18 protein-coding genes and 3 pseudogenes are annotated in these 23,401 nt (G+C 65.4%); 9 read left to right on the top strand and 12 right to left on the bottom strand.

All coding sequences use genetic code 11. The features are described 5' to 3' along the window. Nucleotides 1–372 precede the first annotated feature (372 nt). Entirely contained in the window at nucleotides 373–2,484 is a 2,112-nt protein-coding gene (locus AC5Y3P_RS21570; RefSeq protein ID WP_500047983.1) for a heavy metal translocating P-type ATPase, read from the top strand. A 164-nt stretch (nucleotides 2,485–2,648) separates the two neighbouring features. On the opposite strand, the pseudogene AC5Y3P_RS21565 reads toward AC5Y3P_RS21570, so the two are convergent. The 5 genes and pseudogenes from AC5Y3P_RS21565 to AC5Y3P_RS21545 form a co-directional block, all read right to left on the bottom strand. Then, nucleotides 2,649–2,768, bottom strand: a pseudogene (locus AC5Y3P_RS21565) (hypothetical protein); the annotation flags it as partial. Between the two features lie 122 nt (nucleotides 2,769–2,890). Further along, entirely contained in the window at nucleotides 2,891–4,057 is a 1,167-nt protein-coding gene (locus AC5Y3P_RS21560; protein WP_500047982.1) for an acyl-CoA dehydrogenase family protein, read from the bottom strand. Next, on the bottom strand, nucleotides 4,054–5,031 hold the full coding sequence (locus AC5Y3P_RS21555) for a zinc-binding dehydrogenase (RefSeq protein WP_500047981.1): 978 nt from the start codon (nucleotides 5,029–5,031) through the stop codon (nucleotides 4,054–4,056). Before AC5Y3P_RS21555 ends, AC5Y3P_RS21560 begins: the two co-directional genes overlap by 4 nt. 65 nt (nucleotides 5,032–5,096) lie before the next feature. Then, a complete protein-coding gene (locus AC5Y3P_RS21550) occupies nucleotides 5,097–6,536 on the bottom strand; it encodes an aldehyde dehydrogenase (protein WP_500047984.1) in 1,440 nt (479 codons plus the stop codon). Nucleotides 6,537–6,585: 49 nt separating this feature from the next. Then, nucleotides 6,586–8,224 (bottom strand): annotated as a pseudogene (locus AC5Y3P_RS21545) (AMP-binding protein). Nucleotides 8,225–8,348: 124 nt separating this feature from the next. On the opposite strand from AC5Y3P_RS21545, the gene AC5Y3P_RS21540 reads away from it, so the two are divergent. The 5 genes and pseudogenes from AC5Y3P_RS21540 to AC5Y3P_RS21520 form a co-directional block, all read left to right on the top strand. Further along, entirely contained in the window at nucleotides 8,349–10,184 is a 1,836-nt protein-coding gene (locus AC5Y3P_RS21540; protein WP_500047980.1) for a flavin-containing monooxygenase, read from the top strand. 17 nt (nucleotides 10,185–10,201) lie between these two features. Next, a complete protein-coding gene (locus AC5Y3P_RS21535; RefSeq protein ID WP_500047979.1) occupies nucleotides 10,202–11,044 on the top strand; it encodes an alpha/beta fold hydrolase in 843 nt (280 codons plus the stop codon). A gap of 24 nt (nucleotides 11,045–11,068) precedes the next feature. Next, complete coding sequence (locus AC5Y3P_RS21530) at nucleotides 11,069–12,175, top strand: NDMA-dependent alcohol dehydrogenase (RefSeq protein ID WP_500047978.1); 1,107 nt, start codon at nucleotides 11,069–11,071, stop codon at nucleotides 12,173–12,175. Between the two features lie 373 nt (nucleotides 12,176–12,548). Further along, nucleotides 12,549–13,910 carry an IS21/IS408/IS1162 family transposase gene (locus tag AC5Y3P_RS21525; RefSeq protein WP_500047977.1) on the top strand — a complete coding sequence of 454 codons (1,362 nt, stop codon included), beginning with the start codon at nucleotides 12,549–12,551 and terminating at the stop codon, nucleotides 13,908–13,910. Continuing rightward, a pseudogene (locus AC5Y3P_RS21520) lies at nucleotides 13,907–14,470 on the top strand (ATP-binding protein); the annotation flags it as partial. The gene AC5Y3P_RS21525 and the pseudogene AC5Y3P_RS21520, both read left to right, overlap by 4 nt. A 126-nt stretch (nucleotides 14,471–14,596) precedes the next feature. Here the strand turns inward: AC5Y3P_RS21520 and AC5Y3P_RS21515 are convergent. The 3 genes from AC5Y3P_RS21515 to istA form a co-directional block, all read right to left on the bottom strand. After that, complete coding sequence (locus AC5Y3P_RS21515; protein WP_500047976.1) at nucleotides 14,597–15,199, bottom strand: class I SAM-dependent methyltransferase; 603 nt, start codon at nucleotides 15,197–15,199, stop codon at nucleotides 14,597–14,599. 67 nt (nucleotides 15,200–15,266) lie between these two features. Next, nucleotides 15,267–16,094 (bottom strand): IS21-like element helper ATPase IstB, encoded by an 828-nt coding sequence (gene istB, locus AC5Y3P_RS21510; protein WP_500047975.1) that lies wholly within the window; start codon nucleotides 16,092–16,094, stop codon nucleotides 15,267–15,269. Beyond that, nucleotides 16,091–17,710: an IS21 family transposase gene (istA, locus tag AC5Y3P_RS21505; RefSeq protein ID WP_500047974.1), complete on the bottom strand. Its 1,620-nt coding sequence runs from the start codon at nucleotides 17,708–17,710 to the stop codon at nucleotides 16,091–16,093. The genes istB and istA overlap by 4 nt, the downstream gene beginning before the upstream one ends. On the opposite strand from istA, the gene AC5Y3P_RS21500 reads away from it, so the two are divergent. Beyond that, a complete protein-coding gene (locus AC5Y3P_RS21500; RefSeq protein ID WP_500047973.1) occupies nucleotides 17,608–18,138 on the top strand; it encodes an ATP-binding protein in 531 nt (176 codons plus the stop codon). The genes istA and AC5Y3P_RS21500 overlap by 103 nt on opposite strands. A gap of 114 nt (nucleotides 18,139–18,252) precedes the next feature. Here the strand turns inward: AC5Y3P_RS21500 and AC5Y3P_RS21495 are convergent, their stop codons facing one another. The 4 genes from AC5Y3P_RS21495 to AC5Y3P_RS21480 form a co-directional block, all read right to left on the bottom strand. Next, nucleotides 18,253–18,966: a TetR/AcrR family transcriptional regulator gene (locus tag AC5Y3P_RS21495; protein WP_500047972.1), complete on the bottom strand. Its 714-nt coding sequence runs from the start codon at nucleotides 18,964–18,966 to the stop codon at nucleotides 18,253–18,255. A 187-nt stretch (nucleotides 18,967–19,153) separates the two neighbouring features. Then, complete coding sequence (locus tag AC5Y3P_RS21490) at nucleotides 19,154–19,876, bottom strand: hypothetical protein (protein WP_500047971.1); 723 nt, start codon at nucleotides 19,874–19,876, stop codon at nucleotides 19,154–19,156. A 148-nt stretch (nucleotides 19,877–20,024) separates the two neighbouring features. Continuing rightward, on the bottom strand, nucleotides 20,025–20,843 hold the full coding sequence (locus tag AC5Y3P_RS21485) for a cutinase family protein (RefSeq protein ID WP_500047970.1): 819 nt from the start codon (nucleotides 20,841–20,843) through the stop codon (nucleotides 20,025–20,027). A gap of 84 nt (nucleotides 20,844–20,927) precedes the next feature. Then, nucleotides 20,928–21,785, bottom strand: coding sequence for an NYN domain-containing protein (locus tag AC5Y3P_RS21480; RefSeq protein ID WP_500047969.1), 858 nt, complete (start codon nucleotides 21,783–21,785; stop codon nucleotides 20,928–20,930). 185 nt (nucleotides 21,786–21,970) lie between these two features. Here AC5Y3P_RS21480 and AC5Y3P_RS21475 point away from each other — a divergent pair, with 185 nt between their 5' ends. Both AC5Y3P_RS21475 and AC5Y3P_RS21470 read left to right on the top strand, forming a co-directional pair. Further along, nucleotides 21,971–22,726 (top strand): SDR family oxidoreductase, encoded by a 756-nt coding sequence (locus AC5Y3P_RS21475; RefSeq protein ID WP_500047968.1) that lies wholly within the window; start codon nucleotides 21,971–21,973, stop codon nucleotides 22,724–22,726. 180 nt (nucleotides 22,727–22,906) lie between these two features. Further along, nucleotides 22,907–23,398, top strand: coding sequence for an MBOE_33420 family protein (locus tag AC5Y3P_RS21470; protein WP_500047967.1), 492 nt, complete (start codon nucleotides 22,907–22,909; stop codon nucleotides 23,396–23,398). Nucleotides 23,399–23,401: the final 3 nt, after the last annotated feature.

The following is a 23,401-nucleotide window of genomic DNA, read 5'->3' as shown; positions in this document are numbered from 1 at the left end:
GCGGACGGGGGTGGTGAGGATCCGCTCCGGCCCACCCCTGCGCCTTGCCATATACCCCCCTGGGGTATATCGTCGACTGCCAGTACCCGGTAGGGGATAGCGACGCGGAGTGGAGGTGAAGAGGGGGATGAGATTCACGGTCACCGGCATGTCCTGCGGGCATCGCGAAGCATCCGTCCGGGAGGCGGTCAGCGGCGTTGTCGGCGTCCAGGGTGTGGAGGTGAGCGGCACTGCATCCGCCATGCCGCCGCGACCGGCGGACGCGCCGCAGACGCGAAACTGACCGAAGCATCTGAGGCGGTCGCCCGGCTGGTGCGCTCCTAAACGCGCAGCCCCGATGGCAACCCAGCCCTGATCGCAGGAGAAGAGACCATGAGCCACATCAACCCCACCGAATCGACACCGCCGGAACACAACCACGCCGGCCATCACGACCACGCGCGATCAGTCACCGCTGGCACCCCCGACCACCACCACGCGGGCCACACAGGACCCGGCGGTCATGGTGACCACGTCGACCAGTTCCGGAAACTGTTCTGGATCAACCTGATCATCGCCGTGCCCGTGGTCGCCTTCTCCTCCATGTTCGCGATGCTCGCCGGCTACGACCCTCCCCAATTCGTCGGCGCGCAGTGGATCGCTCCCGTTCTCGGCACCATCATGTACATCGTCGGTGGACGCCCCTTCCTCGCCGGCGCGATCAGCGAGGTCCGCGCCCGTACACCGGGGATGATGCTTCTGGTCGGACTGGCCATCACAGTCGCCTTCCTCGCTTCCTGGGGAGCGAGCCTGGGCGTCCTGCACCACAAACTCGAATTCTGGTGGGAACTCGCGCTACTCATCGTCATCATGTTGCTCGGGCACTGGGTCGAGATGCGATCACTGGCCCAGACGACATCGGCGCTGGACTCACTGGCCGCACTACTTCCCGATGAAGCCGAGAAGGTCGAAGGCGAGCACACCGTGACTGTGGCGCCCGCTGAACTGCGCGTCGGCGACGTCGTAGTGATCCGCCCGGGGGCCAGCGTCCCGGCGGACGGGACCATCATCGACGGACGTGCGGACATGGACGAGTCGATGGTGACCGGTGAGTCCCGACCTGTGACACGCAGCGTCGGGGACGCCGTAACTGCCGGTACGGTCGCCACGGACTCCGGATTGCGCGTGCAGATCACCGCGACCGGTGAGGACACCGCACTGGCCGGTATCCAACGCCTCGTGACCGAAGCGCAGAGCTCATCATCACGGGCCCAGCGCCTGGCCGACCGCGCAGCCGGTTGGTTGTTCTGGTTTGCGATCGGCACAGCGGCCGTGACCGCACTGATCTGGGCTCTCGTCGGAGATCCAGACGCTTCGGTCGCCCGCGCCATCACCGTACTGGTCATCGCCTGCCCGCACGCCCTGGGCCTTGCGATCCCGTTGGTCGTGTCCATAGCCACCGAGCGAGCCGCACGTGGAGGTGTCTTGATCAAAGACCGTCTGGCGTTAGAAGGCATGCGCACGGTGAACGCGGTGCTCTTTGACAAGACCGGCACCCTGACCAAGGGAGAGCCCACAGTCACCGCAGTGCACTCGGTCAGCGACCACGATGAAGACGCCGTCCTGGCATTGGCCGCCGCAGCCGAAGCCGATAGCGAACATCCGCTGGCCAAAGCCATCGTGCAAGCTGCCACCGCTCACGGCCTGAACATCCCCTCCGCAACGGGCTTCACATCCTCCCCGGCCGTGGGCGTCACCGCCAACGTCGGAGGCGCCCGGATAAGGGTAGGCGGACCGCGGTTGCTCGAAGAAGTCGGTGAACCCGAGATCGATGTCGCCGAACATTGGCGCAGCAACGGCGCGATCATCTTGCACGTCGTGCAAGATGACACAGTCATCGGTGGATTGAGTCTCGCCGATGAAATCCGTACCGAATCCCGGACTGCGGTGGACGCACTGCACAAGCTGGGTGTCGAAGTCGTCATGATCACTGGAGACGCGGCGGCTGTCGCGACCACCGTTGCGCAAGAACTCGGCATCGACCGCGTCTTCGCTGGAGTCCGGCCGGAAGACAAAGCCGCCAAAGTCGCTGCACTCCAAGCGGAAGGCAAGAAGGTCGCCATGGTCGGCGACGGCGTCAACGATGCTCCCGCTCTTGCGCAGGCCGACGTCGGCATCGCCATCGGGGCTGGGACCGACGTGGCTATCGCGTCCGCCGGTGTCATCCTGGCCAGTTCCGACCCGCGCTCGGTGCTCTCGGTGCTCGAGCTTTCCCGCGCCAGCTACCGCAAGATGAAGCAGAACCTGTGGTGGGGAGCCGGCTACAACTTGGTTTCGGTGCCGCTGGCCGCCGGGATTCTGGCGCCCGTTGGTTTCGTACTTCCGATGTCAGTCGGCGCAGTTCTCATGTCGCTCTCCACAGTCGTCGTCGCGCTGAACGCACAGCTATTGCGGCGCTTGGACCTTCGGCCCAGCGCCAGCGCCGAGGCGGTCCTGCACCGCTGACGGCGCCCCACCAGCGCTGGCAGACGTGATGCACCCATCGCACCAGGTCGGAGCTGAGCGCAGGATCGGTGCCTGTGGATGCTGGTCGAACGCGCGGGGCAACTCGGCTTCGAGGCTCGATTGCCACCGGCGTCTCCTCGACGGTGGATCCGGCTTGGCATCGGTTAGTTGCCAGTCGGAGTGATCCGGCCGCTGAAGGTGATCGCGAACGCGTTGAGTGCGGGCTTCCACCTCATCGCCCATCGTGCCTTACCGGGGCCGGTGGGGTCCAGGGATCGGGTGACGGATCCGCGGTTATTCCGACAGTCCATCCTGCGATCTGCGTGGGGACAAGATCTGCGTGGGGACAATATGCCGAAGGGAAGGCAATCGATACCGTAGTCGCAACCGCCGCAACCTCTTCGCGTCACAGCGATCTGGCGATGATGGTCTTCATGATCTCGTTCGCACCTCCGTAGATGCGTTGCGGCCGGGCATCCTCGTACATGCGGGCGATCAGATACTCCCGCATGTAGCCGTAACCGCCGTGCAGTTGCACGCACCGGTCGATGACCTCGCATTGCTTGTCGGTCAGCCAGTACTTGACCATCGCCGCCTCAGGGGCGTCGAGTTCTCCCCGAAGGTGCCGGTCGATGCAGTGGTCGAGGAACACGCTGCAGGTGGTGGCAATGGTGTGGCACTCGGCGAGCTCGAACTGGGTGTTCTGCAGATCGAACAGCGCCGTGCCGAACGCCTCGCGCTGCTTGGTGTAGCGCACCGTTTCAGCCACCGCACGCTTGAGCGCCCCGCAGGCTTGGGCGGCGATGATCAACCGCTCCTGCGGGAGTTGGGCCATCATCTGCGCAAAGCCTTGACCCTCGTTCGGGCCCAACAGGTTCGCGGCCGGGACCCGCACATCGGTGAAGTTCAGCTCGGAGGTGCCAGCCCCATGCTGGCCGACCTTGTCCAGCACCCGGCCCACCGAGAACCCCGGGCAGTCCCGCAGATCGACGATGAGCAACGACACCCCGCGGGCACCTGCGCTGAGGTCGGTCTTCACGGCGAGAACGATGACATCCGCTGAAGACCCGTTGGTGATGAAGATCTTCGAACCATTGACCACGTAGTGGTCGCCGTCGCGTCCCGCGGTGGTGCGGATCGCCTTGAGATCGGATCCCGCGCCAGGTTCACTCATGCCGATCGCACCGAGCATCTCCCCGGTGGCCATCCGCGGCAACCACGCCGCCTTCTGTTCCTCGGTACCGTATTCCAGGATGTAGTGGGCGACGATGCCGCTGTGCACTGAGATGCCCAGGCTCAGATCACCTGAGTAACCCTGGGCCTCGAGCACTGCCAAATCGTGCGCAAAGGTGCCGCCATCGCCGCCGTACTGCTCGGGGACCGAGCATAAAAGCAGGCCGAGCTTGCCGGCGGTGTGCCACACCGAGCGGTCGATATGACGTTGGGCGTCCCACTTGTCGTTGTGCGCCACCACGTGGCGGTCGAAGAATTCGGCGGCGAGATCGAAAACCGCCCGGGTCTCCTCGTCTCGCCACGAAGTCGTCGATGACACGGCAGCCGGGTTCGCGGTCATGCCCGGTACTTCTGCGGATTGGTGAACAGGCGGGCGCCGGTCGTCTCGCCGCGGTGCAGGCGCTCCAGCGCGGCCGGAATCTCGTCGAAGTCGACCTCCTCCAACACGGGTTTGATCTCGCCGGAGTCAATCAAGTCGTACACCTCGACCAGGTCCTGCTTGCTGGCCCCCAGAGAACCGTGCAGCTGCACACACAGCAGGACCAGGTGGGAGATGTTGATCTCGGTGGTGCCGGCGTCCAGCCCGATGACCACCACGCGCCCCTCTGGTCGGACGGCCTGCACCGCGTCGTTGGTGGTGGTTGCGGTGCCGGCGAAGTCGATGATCACGTCGGGTGCCAGCGCCTTGAGATCGGCAATGGACGTGAAGCACTCGGTGGCGCCCAGTTCGAGTGCGGTGTCGAACGTGGCGGGGTTGATGTCGACGCCGTAGACCGTCGCGCCCTGAAGGGCCGCCACCCGGATGCCATTGAGTCCAAGGCCGCCGAGTCCGATGATGCCGACCGTCAGGCCCTGCGTCACCTCGGCCGTGGTGCGGACGGCGTGATAGGCCGTCGCGACGGAGTCGGTGGCGACGGCGGCCTCGGCGAAGGAGACGTTGTCGGGAATCGGAACCAGCGTCGACTCGTGTGCGGTCACCTGCGGCGCGTATCCGCCGTCGACCGCCAGACCGGGTGCGTAGAACAGGCCCTGGGCGAAGGGATGGGAGATGAGTGCGACACCCACGCGATCACCGACGTTGAAACCGACGACACCTTCGCCGAGGGCGGCGATGGTACCCGCGACCTCATGGCCCAGGACGATCGGCTTCTTCAGGACCCATGTCGCGTCGGGTCGGTGCAGGATGTGCACGTCCGAGTGACACATGCCGGCGGCGTGGACGTCGATGACGACCCATCCCGGCTCGGGGGTGGGGGCGGGGATGTCGGCAAGGGTCAGTGGTTCACCGACGTCGGTGAAACGAAAAGCCTTCATGGGTGGTAATCCTCGATTTCGTCGATATGGGACTGATTGCAGGACAGGTGGAGTCGCGTTGCTCCTCAGGGGAGGAAGATGGTCTTGGTGTGTTGATAGGCGGCCAGCCCTTCGGGCCCCAGCTCGCGGCCCAGGCCACTGGCCTTGATGCCGCCGAACGGTGCGCCGAGGTCCAGGGTGAAGTGATTGATTCCGACTGACCCTGTCCGGATTCTGCGCGCGACCTCGACGCCACGACTCTCGTCTGCGGTCCACACCGACCCGCCGAGCCCGAACTCGGAGTCGTTGGCGATCCGGACAGCGTCGTCGACGTCCCGATAGGGAATGACCGCCAGAACCGGCCCGAAGATCTCCTCCCGCGCAATGGTGTGCGAGTTGTCCACGTCGGCCACGATGGTCGGTTCGACGAACCACCCGTGGTCGAGGCCGGTGGGTCGACCGCCGCCGGTGGTGACGCGACCACCCTCGGCCACGCCCTTGTCGATGTAACCCGGAACGCGCTGCTGTTGTCGTGCCGTCGCCAGCGGACCGATTTGTGTGCTGCTCTCCAGTGCGTCGCCGACGACCAGGGCTCTTGCGAAATCGGTGAGGACATCGACGATTTCGGCGTACCGGCGCGCCGGCGCGAGGACCCGGGTGCCGAGATAGCAGGTCTGGCCGTTGTTTATCAGCGTGGCTTCGAAGAACTTACCCAGCAGCGGGATGAGGTCTGCGTCGTCGAGGATGACGGATGCCGACTTGCCGCCCAGCTCCAGGGTCACCGGGCGGATGAGTCGTCCGCAGGTCTCCCCGATGGCTCGGCCGGCTGCCGTCGAGCCTGTGAAGGCAACCTTGTCCACGCCGGGATGACCGACGAGGTACGCGCCGACCTCTGCGTCTCCGGGCACGATGTTGACCACCCCGTCGGGAATGGCCGACGCGGCCACCGCCTCGGCCAGGACGAGTGCGTCGAGCACGGTCTCCGGGGACGGTTTGAGGACCACCGTGCACCCTGCAGCCAACAGCGGAGCGAGTTTGAAGAAAGTAAGCGTCTGCGGGAAGTTCCACGGCACGATGGCGGCGACCACGCCGATGGGTTCCCGACGGACCATGGTGCGCGCGTCGTTGAAGCCGTGACGGAGTTCCTCGTCGGGTGCGCCGGTGACCAGGTCGGCGTAGTAGTCCAACAGCGTCGCGGGGAAGACGGCCTCCGTGGCCGACGAGATCGCAATAGGCATACCGTTCTGGCAACTCACCAGGGAAGCGGTGTCACCCGCCCGCGCGCGAAGCTGGTCAGCCAAAGAGCGCAGCGCGGCGGCGCGCTGTTCCGGTGACCACCCCGACCACTCCGAGCTGTCGAAGGCGTCACGGGCCGCCGCGACTGCCCTGTCGACGTCGGCGGGTGAGGCGCCGGCCGCCGCGGTGATCGACTGGCCGGTGCTTGCGTCGATCAAGGGGATGGTTGCCGCGCCGACGGGCGTGGCCCATCGGCCGCCGAGAACAAGGCGTCGGGGTGGGCGGGCGATGGAATGGTGCGCATGGGGACTCCTGAATACGGGTATGGGCGAGTGGAATTCAGTTGGCCGTGGCCACGGAGGATGTGATGATCTCCGCTCCGCGTTCCCGCAGCTCGATCTTGCGGACCTTGCCGGTGACGGTCATCGGGTAGTCGTCGATCACGACGACGTAGCGTGGGATCTTGTAGTGCGCGATACGGCCGGTGCAGAAGTCCCGGATGGTTTCCACGGTGGGATGGTCGGCACCGTGGCGAATTCGCAACCAGGCCATCAGTTCTTCGCCGTACCGTTCGTCGGGGACGCCGACGACCTGTGCGTCGACGACGTCCGGGTGTTGGTAGAGGAACTCCTCGATCTCGCGGGGGTAGACGTTCTCGCCGCCGCGGATGACCATGTCCTTGATACGCCCGGTGATCGAAACGTAGCCGTCAGCGTCCATGGTCGCGATGTCCCCGGTGTGCATCCAGCCGTTGGCATCGATTGCTTCTGAGGTCTTCTCGGGCTCGTTCCAGTAGCCGGACATCACGCTGTAGCCGCGGGTGCACAGTTCGCCGGGCTCGCCGCGGGGGACGACCTGCTCGGAGTCGGGATCGATGATTCTGATCTCGAGGTGGGGGCCGACGGTCCCCACCGAACCGACGCGGTGTGCCAGCGTATCGGTGGGGTGGGTCTGGGTGGAGACCGGTGAGGTCTCGGTCATGCCGTAGCAGATTGCGACTTCGCGCATGTTCATTCTGTCGATGACCTGGCGCATGACCTGTTCGGGACAGGGGGAGCCGGCCATGATCCCGGTCCGCAAGCTGCTCAGGTCGAACGAATCCAGGTCGTCGAGGGCGAGTTCGGCGATGAACATCGTCGGCACGCCGTACAGAGAGGTACAGCGTTCGCCGGCCACGGCCTCCAAGGTCGGCCGGGGCTCGAACCCCGGTGCCGGGATGACCATCGTCGATCCGTGGGAGGTGCACGCGAGGTTGCCCATCACCATCCCGAAGCAGTGGTAGAAGGGCACGGGTATGCAGACCCGATCGTTCTCGGTGTAGTTCAGGCCCTCACCGACGAAGTAGCCGTTGTTGAGGATGTTCATGTGTGACAGCGTGGCCCCTTTGGGGAAACCTGTTGTGCCAGAAGTGTATTGAATGTTAATTGGATCTGCGGGTGTGAGTTTTGCGCCGACGGCGTCGAGTGCTGAGTCATCGGCGGTCGTGGTCGAGATACGTTGCCATTCAGGGGTCCCCGACGATGATCACGTCCTGGATCGACGGGCAGCGATCCTGCACGCCGGCCAGCATCGCCGCGTAGTCGGACGTCTTGAACGACCGAGACGCGATGACGGTGCGAATGCCTGCCTGGTTGAGGACGAAGTCGAGTTCGTCGAGACGGTACGCCGGATTGATGGTCACGAGAATCGCGCCGATTTGGGCCGTCGCGTACTGCACGAGCGTCCATTCCGCGGTGTTCGGAGACCACAGGCCCACTCGGTCACCGGGGCCGATACCCATTGCGAGCAGCCCACTGGCCACCCGGCGGGTATCGGCCCAGAACTCCCGGTAGGTCCACCTGCGACCGCTGCTGACCTCGACCAGTGCTTCGTGGTCGGGAACTCTCGCGGTGGTGCGGGCGAGGTTGTGTCCGATCGTCTCGCTCAGCAGGGGTGGCGTGGTGTTGCCACGCGCGTAGGACGGTGCGGTGTCAGTCACTGTTCCTCCTATGAGCTGAGCGGATCAGTCGGTCTATTGTGGGCCAGCTAACAATATGACATAGTGTCATCAAGAATTGACCACCTGTCAATAATTGAGGAATCAGTCCCAGGGAGGGCATGTCATGACCGTTTCGCTGCCGAAGTCCGGCATTCAGATCGACGTCGACTTCGACCCGGCACTGATTCGGGCGCGCTACGCCGAAGAGCGCGACAGCCGGATGCGTGAGGAGCACCTCGCGCAGTTCCAGAGCCTTCGCGACGCGCGCGTGGTGGAGGACGGCGACCTCTATAGTGCGCCGATCCGACGGGATGCTGTCCACGAGCACCACCAAGTCCTGATCCTCGGCGGCGGATTCGGTGGACTACTGGCGGGTGCATATCTGACGCAGCAGGGCATCACGGACTTCCGGATTGTCGAGCAGGCGGGTGATTTCGGTGGAACCTGGTACTGGAACCGGTATCCGGGTGTGCAGTGCGATGTCGAGTCGTACATCTACTTGCCCCTGCTGGAGGAGACGGGCTACATCCCCACCAAGCGTTACGCCGACGGCGACGAAATACTCGCGCATGCGCAACGGATCGGCCGGCACTTCGAGCTCTACCGCGCAGCCCTGTTCCAGACGTCGGTCACCTCGTTGACGTGGCAGGAGGACAGTCAGCTGTGGGAGGTCCGGACCGACCGCGGTGACGTGCTCACCGCTCCGTTCGTCGTGCGCGCCAACGGACCGTTGAACAAGCCTCAGCTGCCGCGCGTCGAAGGCATCGCAGACTTTAAGGGCGCGATGTTCCACACCAGCCGCTGGGACTATGACTACACCGGTGGCGACCAGCACGGTGGGATGACCAACCTGCGCGACAAGCGCGTCGCGATCATCGGCACCGGTGCCACCGGAATCCAGGCTGTCCCGTTCCTCGCCGAGGATGCCGCCGAGTTGTTCGTCATTCAGCGCACCCCCAGCGTGGTGGGGCCGCGGGACAACCGGCCGACCGATCCGGAGTGGGTGAAGACCCTCACGCCAGGTTGGCAGCAGCGGCGCCACCACAACTTCAACTCGCTGGTGAACGGCCATCCCCAGGACGAGAACCTGGTCGGCGACATCTGGACGACGATCTTGACGACGATCACGGGCCAGCATCTCGTCGAGGCCCCGCTGGACACGCTGGAGATCGAGGACCAGATCGTGCTCGCCGAGGTCGCAGACATGCAACTCATTCGAGGGGTGCACGCACGCATCGAGGAGATCGTCGAGGACTCCGACACCGCCGAGGCGTTGAAGCCGTGGTTCGGTGCCATTTGCAAGCGCCCGACCTTCAACGACGAGTACCTGCAGTCCTTCAACAAACCGTCGGTGCACCTTGTCGCATCACCCAAGGGCGTCGAGAAGTTCACCGAGAACGGATTGGTGGTCGACGGAAAACACTACGACGTCGACTGCGTCATCTTCGCGACCGGATTCGAAACGGGCTCGGTGACCGCGGACCGGTACGGCTACGGCATCATCGGTCGCAACGGCCGGTCTATGCGCGCGGAGTTCGCCGATGGCTTGAAAACACTGCACGGCTTCTTCTCTCGGGGCTTCCCCAACTTCATCGAACTCGGTGTGAGCCAGAACGCCTACGTCGTGAACTACACGTTTATGCTCGACCGCAAGGCGCGGCACAGCGCACGGGTCATCTCTCACGCCCTGAACAACCACGTCGCCAGAATCGAACCGGAGGAGGCGGCCCAGGCCGACTGGATCCAGCGCACACGTGAGTCGGGCCTGGCTCGACTGTTCTACCTGTCGACGTGCACGCCGGGTTACTACAACGGGCAAGGCGATTTGGCGCGCGGATTCTGGGGAGATGTGTACCAGAACAGCGAAGTCGAGTTCTGGGACATGATCGAAGACTGTTGGAATAAGCAGACTTTCGAAGGCCTGCAGTTGACGTCGGTTGACCTCGAGACGCAGCGGTAGACGAGTCGGTGGCTGAGATGAGCGACTCCACATCGCAGTCGGGACGTTCGCCGCTGGTGTGCATCCACGGGTTCAGCGGCAGCTGGCGCAACTGGCTGCCGATCCTGCCTGAGCTGGCCGAGCAGCATGAGGTGCACAACCTGCCGTTGGCCGGGCACGCAGACGGTCCGCAGCTCGGAGCCGGCGAGCAGGTGAGCGTCACGGTGCTGGCCGACCACCTCGAGCGTGAGCTCGACAGGCTTGGCGTAGAGGTGGCACACCTCGTCGGCAACTCGCTGGGCGGTTGGTTGGCACTGCAGTTGGCCGCCCGCGGGCGGGCTCTGTCGGTGACCGCGCTGTCGCCGGCACTGGGTTGGGCTCCCACCGGTCGACACCTGACCGTCCTGAAAGCCAAGCTCGTGCTGGCCCGCGGACTGTTCACCGTGACGAGTCCGTTGTCGCCGCAGCTGCTTCGGTTCGGTGCGGCTCGTCGGCTGGCGCTGGGTGCCGCCTTCGCGCACACCGACAGGTTGCCTACCGAGGCCGCGGTCGCCTTCGTGCAGGACAACCTGCGCTGTGACATCTACTTCGATCTCATGCGCGACTTCTTGGCCCCGCACCACCACCTCGGTGCCATCACGTGTCCTGTGCAGATCGCGTGGTCGGAACAAGACACCCTGATCCCATTCCGGCCCTACGGACTACGGTTCCCGGAACTGGTGCCGCACGCGCAGTTCTCGACGCTGCCCGACGTCGGACATGTGCCCATGTACGACAACCCGGACCTGGTGGCTCGGACGGTGCTGGAGGTAACCGCGTCGGTCGACGGGCCGGCTGCCACCTCCGATCGGTCTGCGCCGCAGGGCACCGACGTCAACTGAAATTCTCGAGAGGAGACATCACTCATGAAGACCAAAGCCGCTGTCCTGTGGGGACTCAACCAGAAATGGGAGGTCGACGAGGGCGACCTCGACGGACCCAAGGAGCGTGAGGTCCTGGTCAAGCTGGCCGTCAGCGGGCTCTGCCACTCCGACGATCACCTCGTCACCGGGGACATGCCCATGCAGCTGCCCGCCGTCGGCGGCCACGAGGGTGCCGGCGTCGTGGTGGACGTGGGGCCGGGTGTCACCGAGGTCGAGGCCGGGGATCATGTGGTGCTGAGCTTCATTCCTGCCTGTGGACGCTGCCGGGAATGTGCACGAGGAATGAGCAACCTCTGCGAGTTGGGTGCGGCGATCGTGCTGGGCCCGCAACTCGACGGCACGCACCGATTCCATGCCCGCGGACAGGGGCTGGGCCAGATGTGCGTGCTGGGCACCTTCTCCGAGTACACCGTCGTCCCGGTGGCCTCAGTGGTCAAGGTGGACAAGGACATTCCGCTCGACAAAGCCGCACTGGTGGGCTGCGGGGTCACCACCGGCTACGGCGCCGCAGTCCGCACGGGTGAGACCCAGGACGGCGACACCGTCGTGGTCATGGGCGTTGGCGGCCTCGGAATCAACGCCGTGCAGGGTGCGGCCATCGCCGGGGCGCGCCATATCATCGCGCTGGATCCCGTCGCGTACAAGCGGGAGCGGTCATTCGAGTTCGGTGCTACCCATGCCGCGGCGAGTGTGGTGGAGGCGCAGACGATCGTCGCCGAGGTCACCCGAGGCCGAATGGCCGACGTTTGTGTGGTGACCACCGACAGTGCCGAAGGTGCTTATGTGGCCCAAGGACTGAGCCTGGTCGGCAAGCGTGGACGGGTGGTCATGACCGCGATCCCACATCCGACGGACACCACTGTCGACATGTCGCTGTTCGACCTCACCCTCTACGAGAAGCAGGTCCGTGGCTGCCTGTTCGGCTCCTCGAACCCGAGGAACGACATCCATAGTCTGCTGGAGCTGTATCAGGCCGGGGTGCTCAAGCTTGATGAGTTGATCACTCGGGAGTACACGCTCGAAGAGGTCAACCAGGGATACGAGGACATGAAGAACGGTCTCAACCTGCGCGGTGTGATCAGGTTCTGACGCAAGACCATCGGTGTGGCATGGTGCAGGCGCTGGGCGGAACTGTGGTACTGGCGAGAAAGTTCGGACGCCGAAGAGACGCTGCGCCACATCCAGCGTTGCCGGGTTACCACCGCGCAGATGGTGCCGACGATGTTCGTTCGGTTGCTCAAGCTCGACGAGGTCGTTCGCGATCGGTACGACCTCTCGAGCCTCCGAGTCCTGATACATGCACTACGAGGCGCCCCGGCCTCGAGTGACCGCGCTCGCTAAAATTCCCCACTGACGCTCATCGAAATTCCCCACCCGTGTGGCTCCGCCGAGAAGGGCGGGCCTCCCTCGATGCTGCTGGTGTCTGACGCCAGTAGCTCCGTCGAAGGAGGCCCGCTTTCTCATGCTCACATGGGAGGACGACTTGGAAGTACACGCCCTACGAAAACGCGGTTGGTCGATTTCTGCGATCGCCCGCCATACCGGTTTCGACCGCAAAACGGTCCGCAAATATCTAGCCGGTGAGGCCGAACCCGGGGTGCGCTCTCGGCCGGGCCCGGATCCGTTCGATCCGTTCGTCGACTACGTGTCGGCGCGGCTGGTCGAGGATCCGCATCTGTGGGCCCGCACCCTCTACGACGAACTCGAAGACCTGGGCTTCTCGCTGTCGTATCAGAGTCTGACCCGCAACATCCGCACCCGCAAGCTGCGCCCGGCATGCGAAGCCTGCCGCACCGCGATCGACCGGCCCAACGCGATCATCGCCCACCCGCCCGGTGAGGAAACGCAATGGGACTGGCTGGAATTGCCCGACCCACCCGCATCGTGGGGCTGGAGCAAGAAAGCCTTCCTGTTGGTCGGCTCGTTGGCGCATTCTGGTAAGTGGCGTGCGGTGCTCTGCCCATCGATGGATCAACCGCATCTGGTCGCCGCCATCGACACGATCTGCCGCGCCCTGGGCGGGCTGACCCGGGTGTGGCGGTTCGACCGGATGGCCACGGTCTGTGATCCCGGCTCGGGCCGGGTGACCGCGTCGTTCGCCGGGGTGGCCAAGCACTACGGGGTCTCGGTGGCGATCTGTCCGCCGCGGCGCGGCAACCGTAAGGGCGTGGTGGAGAAGGTCAATCACACTGCCGCGCAGCGCTGGTGGCGCACCCTGCCCGACGACATGACACCGGAGCAGGCCCAAGTCAGCGTGGATCGTTTCGCGCGGGTGCGTGGCGATACCCGGGTCAGGGCCACCTCTGATGGGCGGTCCTCGGTAGCAGTGGCGGCCACCGCAGAGCCGCTTCAGCCGGTGCCGGCAGTGTCCTATCCGGTGATCGTGGCCGAGTCCCGCACCGCGTCGCGGCAGGCGCTGGTGTCCTACCGCGGCAATCGGTACTCGGTGCCACCAGAGTTGGCCGCTGCCGAAGTCAGGATCAGCCATCCCGTCGGTGGCCAGTACCTCGATGTCGCCACCGCCAGCGGGATCGTGGTGGCCCGGCACCGCATCGCCGCTGACGGGCTGGGAGTGATGGTCCGCGACAGCGGGCACGTCATCGCCCTTGACACAGCAGCGATGACCACCGCCGCCACCGGACGACCGCACCGCCGCAAGGAACGCATCCCACCCGGGCCGGCCGCCAAAGCCGCTGCCGCACAACTGGTTGAACTCCGCGGAACCAGCACTAGCCCTGCTGAATCTGCAATGCCATCAACAGACCCCACTGTCATCGACATGTCCGTCTACGAGCGGGCCGCCCAGAACAGGACCATGCAATGACCCCCACCCCCCGCACCCCGAGAACCAGCACCACCGATCACGAGACGCCAACAACGGCGGCCAGCCGCTACCAGCAACTGCGCTCACACCTGGCCGAACTCAAACTCACCGCCGCTGCCGAGGCCCTGCCCTCGGTGCTGGATCAGGCCACCGCCGAAGGCCTGTCGCTCACGGTGGCACTGGAACGGCTACTGGCCGTCGAAGTCGACGCCAGCACCGCCCGCCGCCTGGCCGGCAGGTTACGCTTCGCGTGCCTGCCCACCCCCGCCACGCTGGCTGATTTCGATGTCGACGCTGCCGCCGGCATCGACCGCGCACTCATCGATGAGCTGGGCACCTGCCGCTACCTCGACTCGGCGACCAACATCCTGCTCATCGGCCCGCCTGGGACAGGAAAGACGCATCTCTCGGTCGGATTAGCCAGGGCGGCAGCACATGCCGGGTACCGCACCTACTTCACCACCGCCGCCGATCTGGCGGCACGCTGCCACCGGGCGGCCATCGAAGGACGCTGGGCCACCACCATGCGCTTCTACGCCGGACCCACACTGCTGATTCTGACTGCGGAATCCGGAGTCGTTTGATCGCGAATTTGGGAGTCGTTCCTCGGTGTGGATGGCTGGTTTTGACCACCAATTTCGGAGTCGGTCGGACGCGGTGTCGGTGAACGGAGCGGTGTTGTGTCGCTACGTGGTTTTGTGCCAGGTGATGGCGTATCGCCATAGCGGGAGCCGACGCCAGGTCATGCCGGGGAGCACCGTCGCGGCGGTCTGTTTGACCTCTGTGTAGGTGTGCGGGAACTGCATCTGGACCGGGGCGTTGTGCTGCCAGAAGCCGCGGGTGCGGGAGTAGATCTGGTGCTGGATAACCCCTACGGCATCGAAGGCGTGGTCGTGCAGTGTCGAGCTGCGGGCGCAGCCGATCACAACAAGTGCGCCGTCGGGAGTGGTGAGGTCCGCGAGGCGTTGCAGACCGGCCGTCAGATCGGGGAAGTGGTGGACGGTCGCGACGGCGGCCACGAGGTCGTAGTGCGCCTCGGGCAGGGCATGGGTGAGGGCGTCGCCGGTGATCCAGGTGATGGTGGCCGAGGTCTTGGATCGAGCGAGGTTAATGATGTCAGCGTCGGCGTCGATGCCGGTGACGTCGGGGATCTTCTCGGCGAGCTGAGTGGTCAGCAGTCCGTCGCCGGTGCCGACGTCCAGAGCGGTGCGCGCGTTTGGTGGCACGGCGTCGAGAACGAGGTTGTAGTAGTGGGTGTTGTGGTTCCACCGGCGTTGTTCGTCGCTCACCGGACCACTGTGACATGCGGAACGGGCATGGGGTCGTGCCGTGAGGCCCCCGCTCGGGTTGCCGCCGCTACGGTGCGGCGCTTTCTGTGGTGGTATCGCCGCTGCGGGCGCGGGTCTGGGCGAGCCGGAAGGAGTCGGTGCCGGTTTCGATGATGTTGCCGCCGAAGGTCAGTCGGTCCACGATGGCCGCGCACAACCGTGGGTCGGTGAACGTCTTGGTCCAGCCGGAGAAACTTTCGTTGGACGCGATGGCGACGGAGGCCTTCTCTTCGCGTTCGGTGAGCACCTGGAACAGCAGTTCGGCACCGCGGCGGTCGAGTTCCATGTAGCCCAGCTCGTCGATGCACAGCAGGTCGACGCGGCCGTAGCGGGCGATGGTCTTGGACAGCTGTTTGTCGTCGGAGGCTTCGACGAGTTCGTTGACCAGTTTGGTGGCCAGGGTGTATTTCACCCGGTAGCCGGCCATCGCCGCCTCGGTGCCCAACGCGATCAGCAGATGGCTCTTGCCGGTGCCCGAGTCACCGATCAAACACAGCGGCAACCCCTTCTTGACCCACTCACATTTGGCCAAGGTGTGCACGGTGGCGGTATCGACGTGCGGGTTGGCGTCGAAGTCCCAGGCCCGCAACGACTTATCGCGGGGAAACCCCGCGCCTTTGATCCGCCTCGCAGCCCGGCGCCGGGCCCGGTCATCGCATTCGGCCATCAACAGCTCGGCCAGGAATCCCCGGTAGGACATTTGCTCGGCGGCGGCCTCGTCGGCCAGCTCGGCGAAGTTGGTTCGGATCGTGGGCAGGCGCAGCATCCGGCAGGCCTGCTCGACCGCGGCGTCGGAGGCTTGTTCGGTCAGTCCGCGCCGGTGCGGCAGGCTGGTACTCACAGAGGTGGTGGTCATGGTGTGGCGGTGTCCTTCCTGGGATGGCGCAGCAGAGTGTCGTAGGCCGCGACCGAGGGCAGCGGCCGAGAATCGGTGGGCAATGCGGCCAGCCGCCGCACGGTCAGCGACGCCACCGCCTCGGCGTCGGTTTCGTGGTGTTCATCGGAGTTTTCAGAGGTGTTGTCCTCAGACGCCTTTCGGGCTTCTAGGACCACGGCATCGGCGGTCAGTGCCCCGGCGGCCAGGGCGCGGGCCAACCCAATCACCAACAGTTCGTGGGGCAAGTGACGGTGTGCCAGCAGCACGCCGATCATTTCGCGGGTGCCGGCGGCGTCGCCGTGAGTCTTGCGGGCAGCGGCCCACCAGGCGTCGTGCACCGGGGTGAACCGCCCAGCTGCGCGGGCCTGCTCCAAGGCCGTCGATCCCGGCAGGGCACCGGGTTTGCGCAGCAGAATCTCCAGGTAGTGATCCAACTCGAGCCGGGTCTCGGCCTTGCCCGGTAGGCGTTCGTGGGTGGCGACCAGTTGGCGATCGCAGTAGACCTCCAGATGTGAGGCGTGCAGTTGCACCCGCACTTGGCGGCCGGCGAAGCGGACCGGGACCGAATACCGATTGGTGCGCACCGTGATCTGGCTATGCCGATCCACCCGCAGGTTGAACCAGCGACCGGTCTCAAACGCGGCCTCCGGCAGCAGCACCAGCAGCGGCGACTCCACGGCGAACAGTTCGCCGACGGTGCGGACTCGGGAACCGATGCGCCGATCCAGATCGTCAGCGTCCCATTTGTCGATCATGGCGTTGAGTTCCGCGATCGATTCGACCTGCGGGACCGGCACGAAGTGGTTGCGGCGAAACCAGCCGATCTGGCCTTCCACGCCGCCCTTCTCGTGAGCACCCTGCACTCCTGGCTGGCAGTAGAACGCCTCGACGCCGTAGTGGGAGCGAAACGCCACCCAGCGGTCGTTTTCCACCCGGTGCCGCGACAAGCCGAGCACCGCCGAGACCGCCGATTTCAGGTTGTCGTAGCGGATCCGGCCGAACGGCACCCCACCGAGAACCTCGAAGGCATGCACGTGGCCCTCCAGGAACGCCTCCTGCCCGGCAGACAGAAACACCCGATGCACTGCGCGGCCCGAGAACGACAACCGCAGCGAGAACAACGTGCACGTCACCGGCTGACCGCGCAGCTCGATCACCACGTCACCGAAGTCGACCTCTGCCTCATCGCCGGGGCGGTGCGATTGCGGCACGAACACCTCGACCGGGGCACGACCGGATTCGGCCAGGATTTCTCCGCGGCGCACCGACACATACGCCCGCACCCGCGAATACGACACGTCGGCTTGATGCTCATCACGGAGCCGGTCGAAGATCCGCTTGGCCGTGTGGCGTTGCTTGCGCGGGGCGGTCAGATCCGTGCGCAGCCAGCCGTCGATGACCTCGCGGTAGTCGTCGATCTTGCTGCCACGGGCGGGGTAGTCCTTCCGCTCAGCCGGCCAGGCCGAACCCAACGCTTTGTGCACCGTCGTCCATGAGACCCGGTACTCACGCTGAATCGCCCGCGCCGACTTCCCGGCGCGGGCATCTCGGCGGATCGCCGCGTACAGCTCCACCTTCGATCCCGAAGGCCGCACACCACAATCCAACTCGGACCACGTGGACAGCTGGTGACTCCCAAATTCACAGTCACCGACTTCACCGTGACAACACCGACTCCGAAATCCGTGATCAAACGACTCCCGAATCAGCAGTCAAAGTCACACTGCTGGTAATCGACGAACTCGGCTACCTACCATTGCCCGCCGAGGCCGCCTCCGCACTGTTCCAGGTGGTCTCCCAACGCTATTTGAAGACCAGCATCGTGATAACCACCAACCGCGGAGTCGGCGCCTGGGGCGAAGTCCTGGGCGACACCACCGTCGCCGCCGCCATGCTCGACCGACTCCTACACCGCTCGGTGGTCATCAACCTCGACGGCGAGTCCTACCGCCTGCGCGACCACCACGCCGCCACCGACACCCTCCGCCGAGCAACCACCGGAACCCGCCAACCACTACACTGACCACTGCTCACAGGTGGGGAATTTCGGTAAGCACACCTGGGGACATTCGATGAGCGCAGTCAGAGGGGAAACTCCGCCAGCGATAGGTGGCCGAAGGCGCGACGCGGAGCCGTTCTACCCGCGGGCGCTACGCCGCTTCGACTTGATCTCGGCACCTCGGCTGGAAGACGGTGAGTCAGCGATACCCCACGCCGAAGCGAGCCAAATCGACTGCACCATCTCGCTCACCTTGGCGATCTGCTGTTCGTCGCGCCGGCGCAGACGGTTCATGTAGAAGATGTGCATGGTCATCTCGAGCAGCGTCGAGATGAGTGCGGGCACGTCGGGGGCGACCGGACGCGCCAGCCCCAGTTCCTGGTCTTTCAGCACCTGCTTGGTCAGGACATCGGCGAGTCGCAGGATCCATTCCTGCCAGAGTTCCGCCAACTGCTCATCCAGCGGGATGGCCTGTACCGACGCCATCAGTACACCCTCGTGATCGCGCCACAACTCCAGCGCGAGATCGGCGGTCCTGGCGATGAAATCGGCAGGCGACTCGCCAGCGGCGCGGCTAAAGATGCGCGCCCGGTCCATGAACTCTGACCAGATCTCGGAGGTGATCACTGCCAGTGCGGTGAACTTCGACTCGAAGTAGAAATAGAACCCCGACCGGAGGACACCGGCAGCCGACGCGATCTCGCTGACACTGAGTTCGCTGATGGGACGCTTCGACAAAAGTTCGGGCAAGCAATCGAGGATGGCGCGGCGCTGGCGCTCACCCTTACTTGGTTGTCGTCGATCACCAAGCAGAACAGCCTCACTGTCCGCACCGGTCTTCTGTTCCGGCATGCCACCGATCCTAGTCGGCCTGCTCCCGAGACTGACATGAGAACACCATGCTGGCAAGCACGCGGCGCCTAGGCAGCGAGTCGTGTCAATCTCTCGCTGCAACTCGGCATTTGCGGTGCTTGCTTGCCCCTGCATGTCGGTTCCGCCAACGCGCGTCGCCCGGTTGCATGTCCTTGGGGGTCGTCAATCACGCCCTGCGTGCTTGTTCGATCTGCTTCTTGACCTCCCGATAGGCCGCAACGTGTGCCATCACCCGGTTGGCGGCGGAGTCGTCGATCGACGAGGTATCCGGGGCCGCCGCTATTCCGTAGAGCATGCCGCTGAGCTTGCCGTGCAACTCAGCCCGCTGCTGCGCGGTGCGCGCATCCTGTCGTTCCTTGCGCAGCGACTCATCGATGCTGCCGGCTTCGGCTGCGCACTTGTCGACCAGCTCGACTCGTTCGATGCCCGCCATTTCCAGCCGGGCTGCAGTGGCTTTGGCGTCCGCCAGGAGACGACGGTCCTCTGGGGTAGGCGAGTCCAGTTTGGACAGCTTGTCGGCAACCTCACGCAGAGCATGCGCTTTGCGAAAATTGTCGATGATGGTCGTGATGTCGTCGGAGAAGTCCACCTCGCCGAGCCACCCGTCGCGAGCCGCCTCGGAGTCCTTCACCCTCGCGACGGCCGCCCGCGCCACCTCGACCAGCGCGAAGTTGTCCTCGCCGAGTTCAGCGAGGAGCTTCCGCTTGGCGGCGGCCTTGGCGGCCGCTCGCTGCTTGCGTTGTTGTTCCTCGACCTCGGCGCGGTGCTTCTGCCAGCCCCGAACGACGGTGTTGCCCAGCCACGCCAGCAGGGCGACGGCTGCGAGCACCCCGAAGATGATCCAGACTTCCTTGGGAATCGACGCGATCAGCCCGATTACGACGAACACGACGAATCCCGTCGCGCATCCGCTGTTCTTGCCACTCCCGGCCACTGCTCTTGCCGCCCCCCTGTTGTCCCGCTGGTCAGGATGGTAGCCGGGGGGACCGACAGCGCTGTCACGCGCAGACGCCCATGGGCCAGATCGAAACGAAGTACTAGATCAAACCGCCGCGGTAGGAGGGTCGAGGCGTTGTCGTCGTCGGCCCGGGAAGCGCCGGCCGAGTAGTTCTGGGCTGCTGCGGACCGGGTGATTGACCGTATTGGGTCTGTGCGCTGTCGGACGGTCGCGTCCCGTTCCGAGGCACGCCGTGGGTCAGCAGCTTGGCCGCGATGAACGCCGCTGCCTGATCGGTGTACACCGGGATGTAGCCATCGGTGTGGCCGTCCCAGGAGTTACCCGGGCCATCGTGACAAATCGGGTCGCTGGGATGGCACAGGTCGATTGCCTTGGCGGACAGCGGTGAATCCTGGGTCGGTGTCGCGCCACCGGTGCGACCCGCGACGTTGCCGAACGTCGCGACCGCGGCAACGTTGTCCAGGTACTCGCGCGGTAGCGGGTCGCCCCAATTGACGCCGTCGAAACCGGCGACGATGTTGACCACACTCGCGCCCTGCGAGTAGCCGCCCAACACGATCTTGGTGGCGGGGCAGGAGTCCGCAGTCGATTTGATGCGGGCGATCGCGTCCTTGGCGCCCGCGCCACTGTGCCGCTGGGTGATGGTGGCCTTGTAATCCACCGGGTAGGCGCGGATGTTCAGCCCGCCGGTCTGCCGCCGCAGCGAGTCGACCATGGCATTACCGACGCGGCCCATGCCGTCGGGTTCGTCGGTGCCGCGAGCGAACACCACCTCGGCGTCCGGGCAGTCGTCGGCGGTGGCCCGGGGGGAGGTCGGAGCAGTCAGGGGGATTGCCGTCAGGACCAGTGCCGATGCAGCAAACAGTGCCCAACGACGCGCAGCCCGCCGGACAAACATCCCCGGAGTCTACCCATGTCCGCTTTTCTGCACCTCGCCATGACGTTCTGCCGGCGCATCTGCCGGCTCGACCTACCGGGTGCTTCAGCCCGCTTCCTTGAGCCGCACCATCCGCGTCGTCGAACTCTCGTCGAGTTCCACCTCGGGGCGTGACCGCAAGAAGTCACTGAACGACTTGTAGCCCAACGACTTCTCGCTGAACGACGGATCCATCCGCTTCATCTGCGCCTTGACCGCCGAATTGTGCAGCCAGTCGACGTCGTCCTTCTCCATCCCGATGCGCAAGGCGCGGATCAGCAACGCGGTGGCGGCGGCCTGGGGGTCGGGCTGTTTGGCTTTGCCGCCCCGGTCCGGTGCCGTCGCCGGGGGATCGGGCTCGGCGGGCTGGAACACCGGGACCCCGGGCAGGTCGTCGTAGGTGACGAACTCGTCGCAGGCCGCGGCCAGTGCACGGCTCGACGACCCGGCCACCCCGATGCCCACCACGTAGCGGCCCAACCGTTTGCAGCGCTGCGCCAGCGCGATGTAGTCCGAATCGCCGGCCACGATCACCACGTGCGTGAGGTCGGGCAGCCGGAACATGTCTTCGACGGCGTCGACCGCCAACCGGATGTCGGCGCCGTTCTTGCCGTACGCCGCGGCCGGGAACAGCTGCACCAGGTCGACCGCCCGTCCCACCAACTGACCTTGATAACCAGCGTTGACCTCGGCCGACCAGTCGGCGTAGGCGCGGGTCAGCACCAACGTTCCAAATGAGGACGCGAAGTCGATGATGGCGCCGACGTCGACGGTGGCGCTGTCCAGCCGCTCCTGCAGCTGTGCGCCGTCCTTGGCCTTGTCGCGTTGAAAGGAATTGCGGCCGTGCACCTGGTCGTACCGCGAGATCACGATGTTGTCGAAGTCGAGGTACACCGCGACGGTGGTGGTGCCGGTTTCGGTCATGAGCCTCAGTGTGGCCGACGCAGCCCCGCTCATCGACACCCCGCTGCCCCCTCATCGTTATCTTAAATAGACTCTTAAATTTCTTAATTTTGGTGTAGGGTGGTCACGCATACCCGCCGAAGCCGTCGGCATGGAGAACACCGCGGCACTCGCGAGGGCCACAACCCACTGCGAAAGGTCTCGATATGCATTCACAACCGCAGATCGCCCTGGTCACCGGCGCGGGGCGAGGACTCGGAGCCGAAGTCGCCCGCCGCCTCGCCGAGTCCGGCGCGCACGTCATCGTCAACCACAAGTCCGGCGCTGAGGCTGACGCCGTCCTCGACGCCATCCGGCAGACCGGCGGGCAGGCCACCGCGGTGGCCGCTGACATCGTCGACGAGTCCGCGGTCGCCGCGATGATCGACGGGGTGCGGCGCGATCACGGCCGGCTGGACACCTTGGTGCTCACCGCCACCGCGGTCGACGCCGCCGGCGCCGCCCGCTATGCGCAACGCCGCCTGGTGGAAGCGGCGCTGCCGCTGATGGCCGCCGGCGCCCGGATCGTGTTCGTGACCAGCAACCAGGCGCACTTCTACCCGAACAAGGGTGTGCTCAAGGGCTACCGGCGGATCGCTGCCAGCAAGCGCAACGACGAAACCACGCTCTACGCCATGCGCCGGGAATTCAACCTGCGCGGAATCCACTGCACGGTGGTCTCCGGCGATTTCGTCGACACCGTCGCGGACGACGCGTCCGGTTCGTCCAGCCTGTTCCCGCAGCACGATCCGGCCGTGTCGGAGATCGCCGCGGCGGTCGTGCAGGCCACGGTCGAACCGTATCCGCTGTCGATCGTCTTCACCGGCCCCGCGCCGGCAGACCGGACCGTCGAAGGCCTGGGCGCCTGGCACGCGGCCAGCGTGCGGACCGGTTCGGATCGCCGGTTGGCCGCCGTGAGCTGACGCCCGCCGCGCCCGGGGTGTTTCAAGACGCCGAAGGCGCCATGGTCAAGCTTGCGACCAGACGTTTCAGCGCTGCCTCGAGTTGCTTTGCCTCAACCGATAGTGATTTGCGGAAAACGCGGGTACCCGTCCTCACCGCATTCGTGCCAGCCCGTGCCCAGATCTGTGTTATCCAGAGCCATGTTGGCCAAGATCCTCGCCGCCACGGCAGTGCCTGCCGCGCTGGCGCTCAGTCCCACGGCACACGCCGACAGCACCGATCCGGTGCCGCTCTACGGCTCCTATGACACCTACCTGGACCACTCCCGGCAGACCTTCGACGGACGTCCCGACGCCTCCGATCCATCCACCCAACGCGCCAGGTTCAGCACGGTGTGCGGCGACGACGGCTGCGTGGCGCACTGGCTGCTGCTCACCGAGTTGGAGAACAACCCCGATGCGCCAACACTGTTCGACTACCGGTGGAACGGGGACCGCTGGGAATCCAGCGGCGAGTACCCGTTCCACTGCGACGACGGCAGTCAGGTCACGGCATTCCGGTCCGATTTCCTGCAGCCGACCGAGGCCGGGAACTTTTCCGGCGAGCGCACCTTCACCGTCGCGGCACCGGGTTGCCCAGGGGATGGGCCGGGGACCTACTGGGTGCCATTCACGCTGACCCGGACCTCCTGACGA

The sequence above is a fragment of the Mycobacterium sp. NGS45 genome (genome assembly GCF_059812645.1).
The sequence above is the reverse complement of the archived record's forward strand: the minus strand, read 5'-3'. Positions and strand labels throughout refer to the sequence as shown.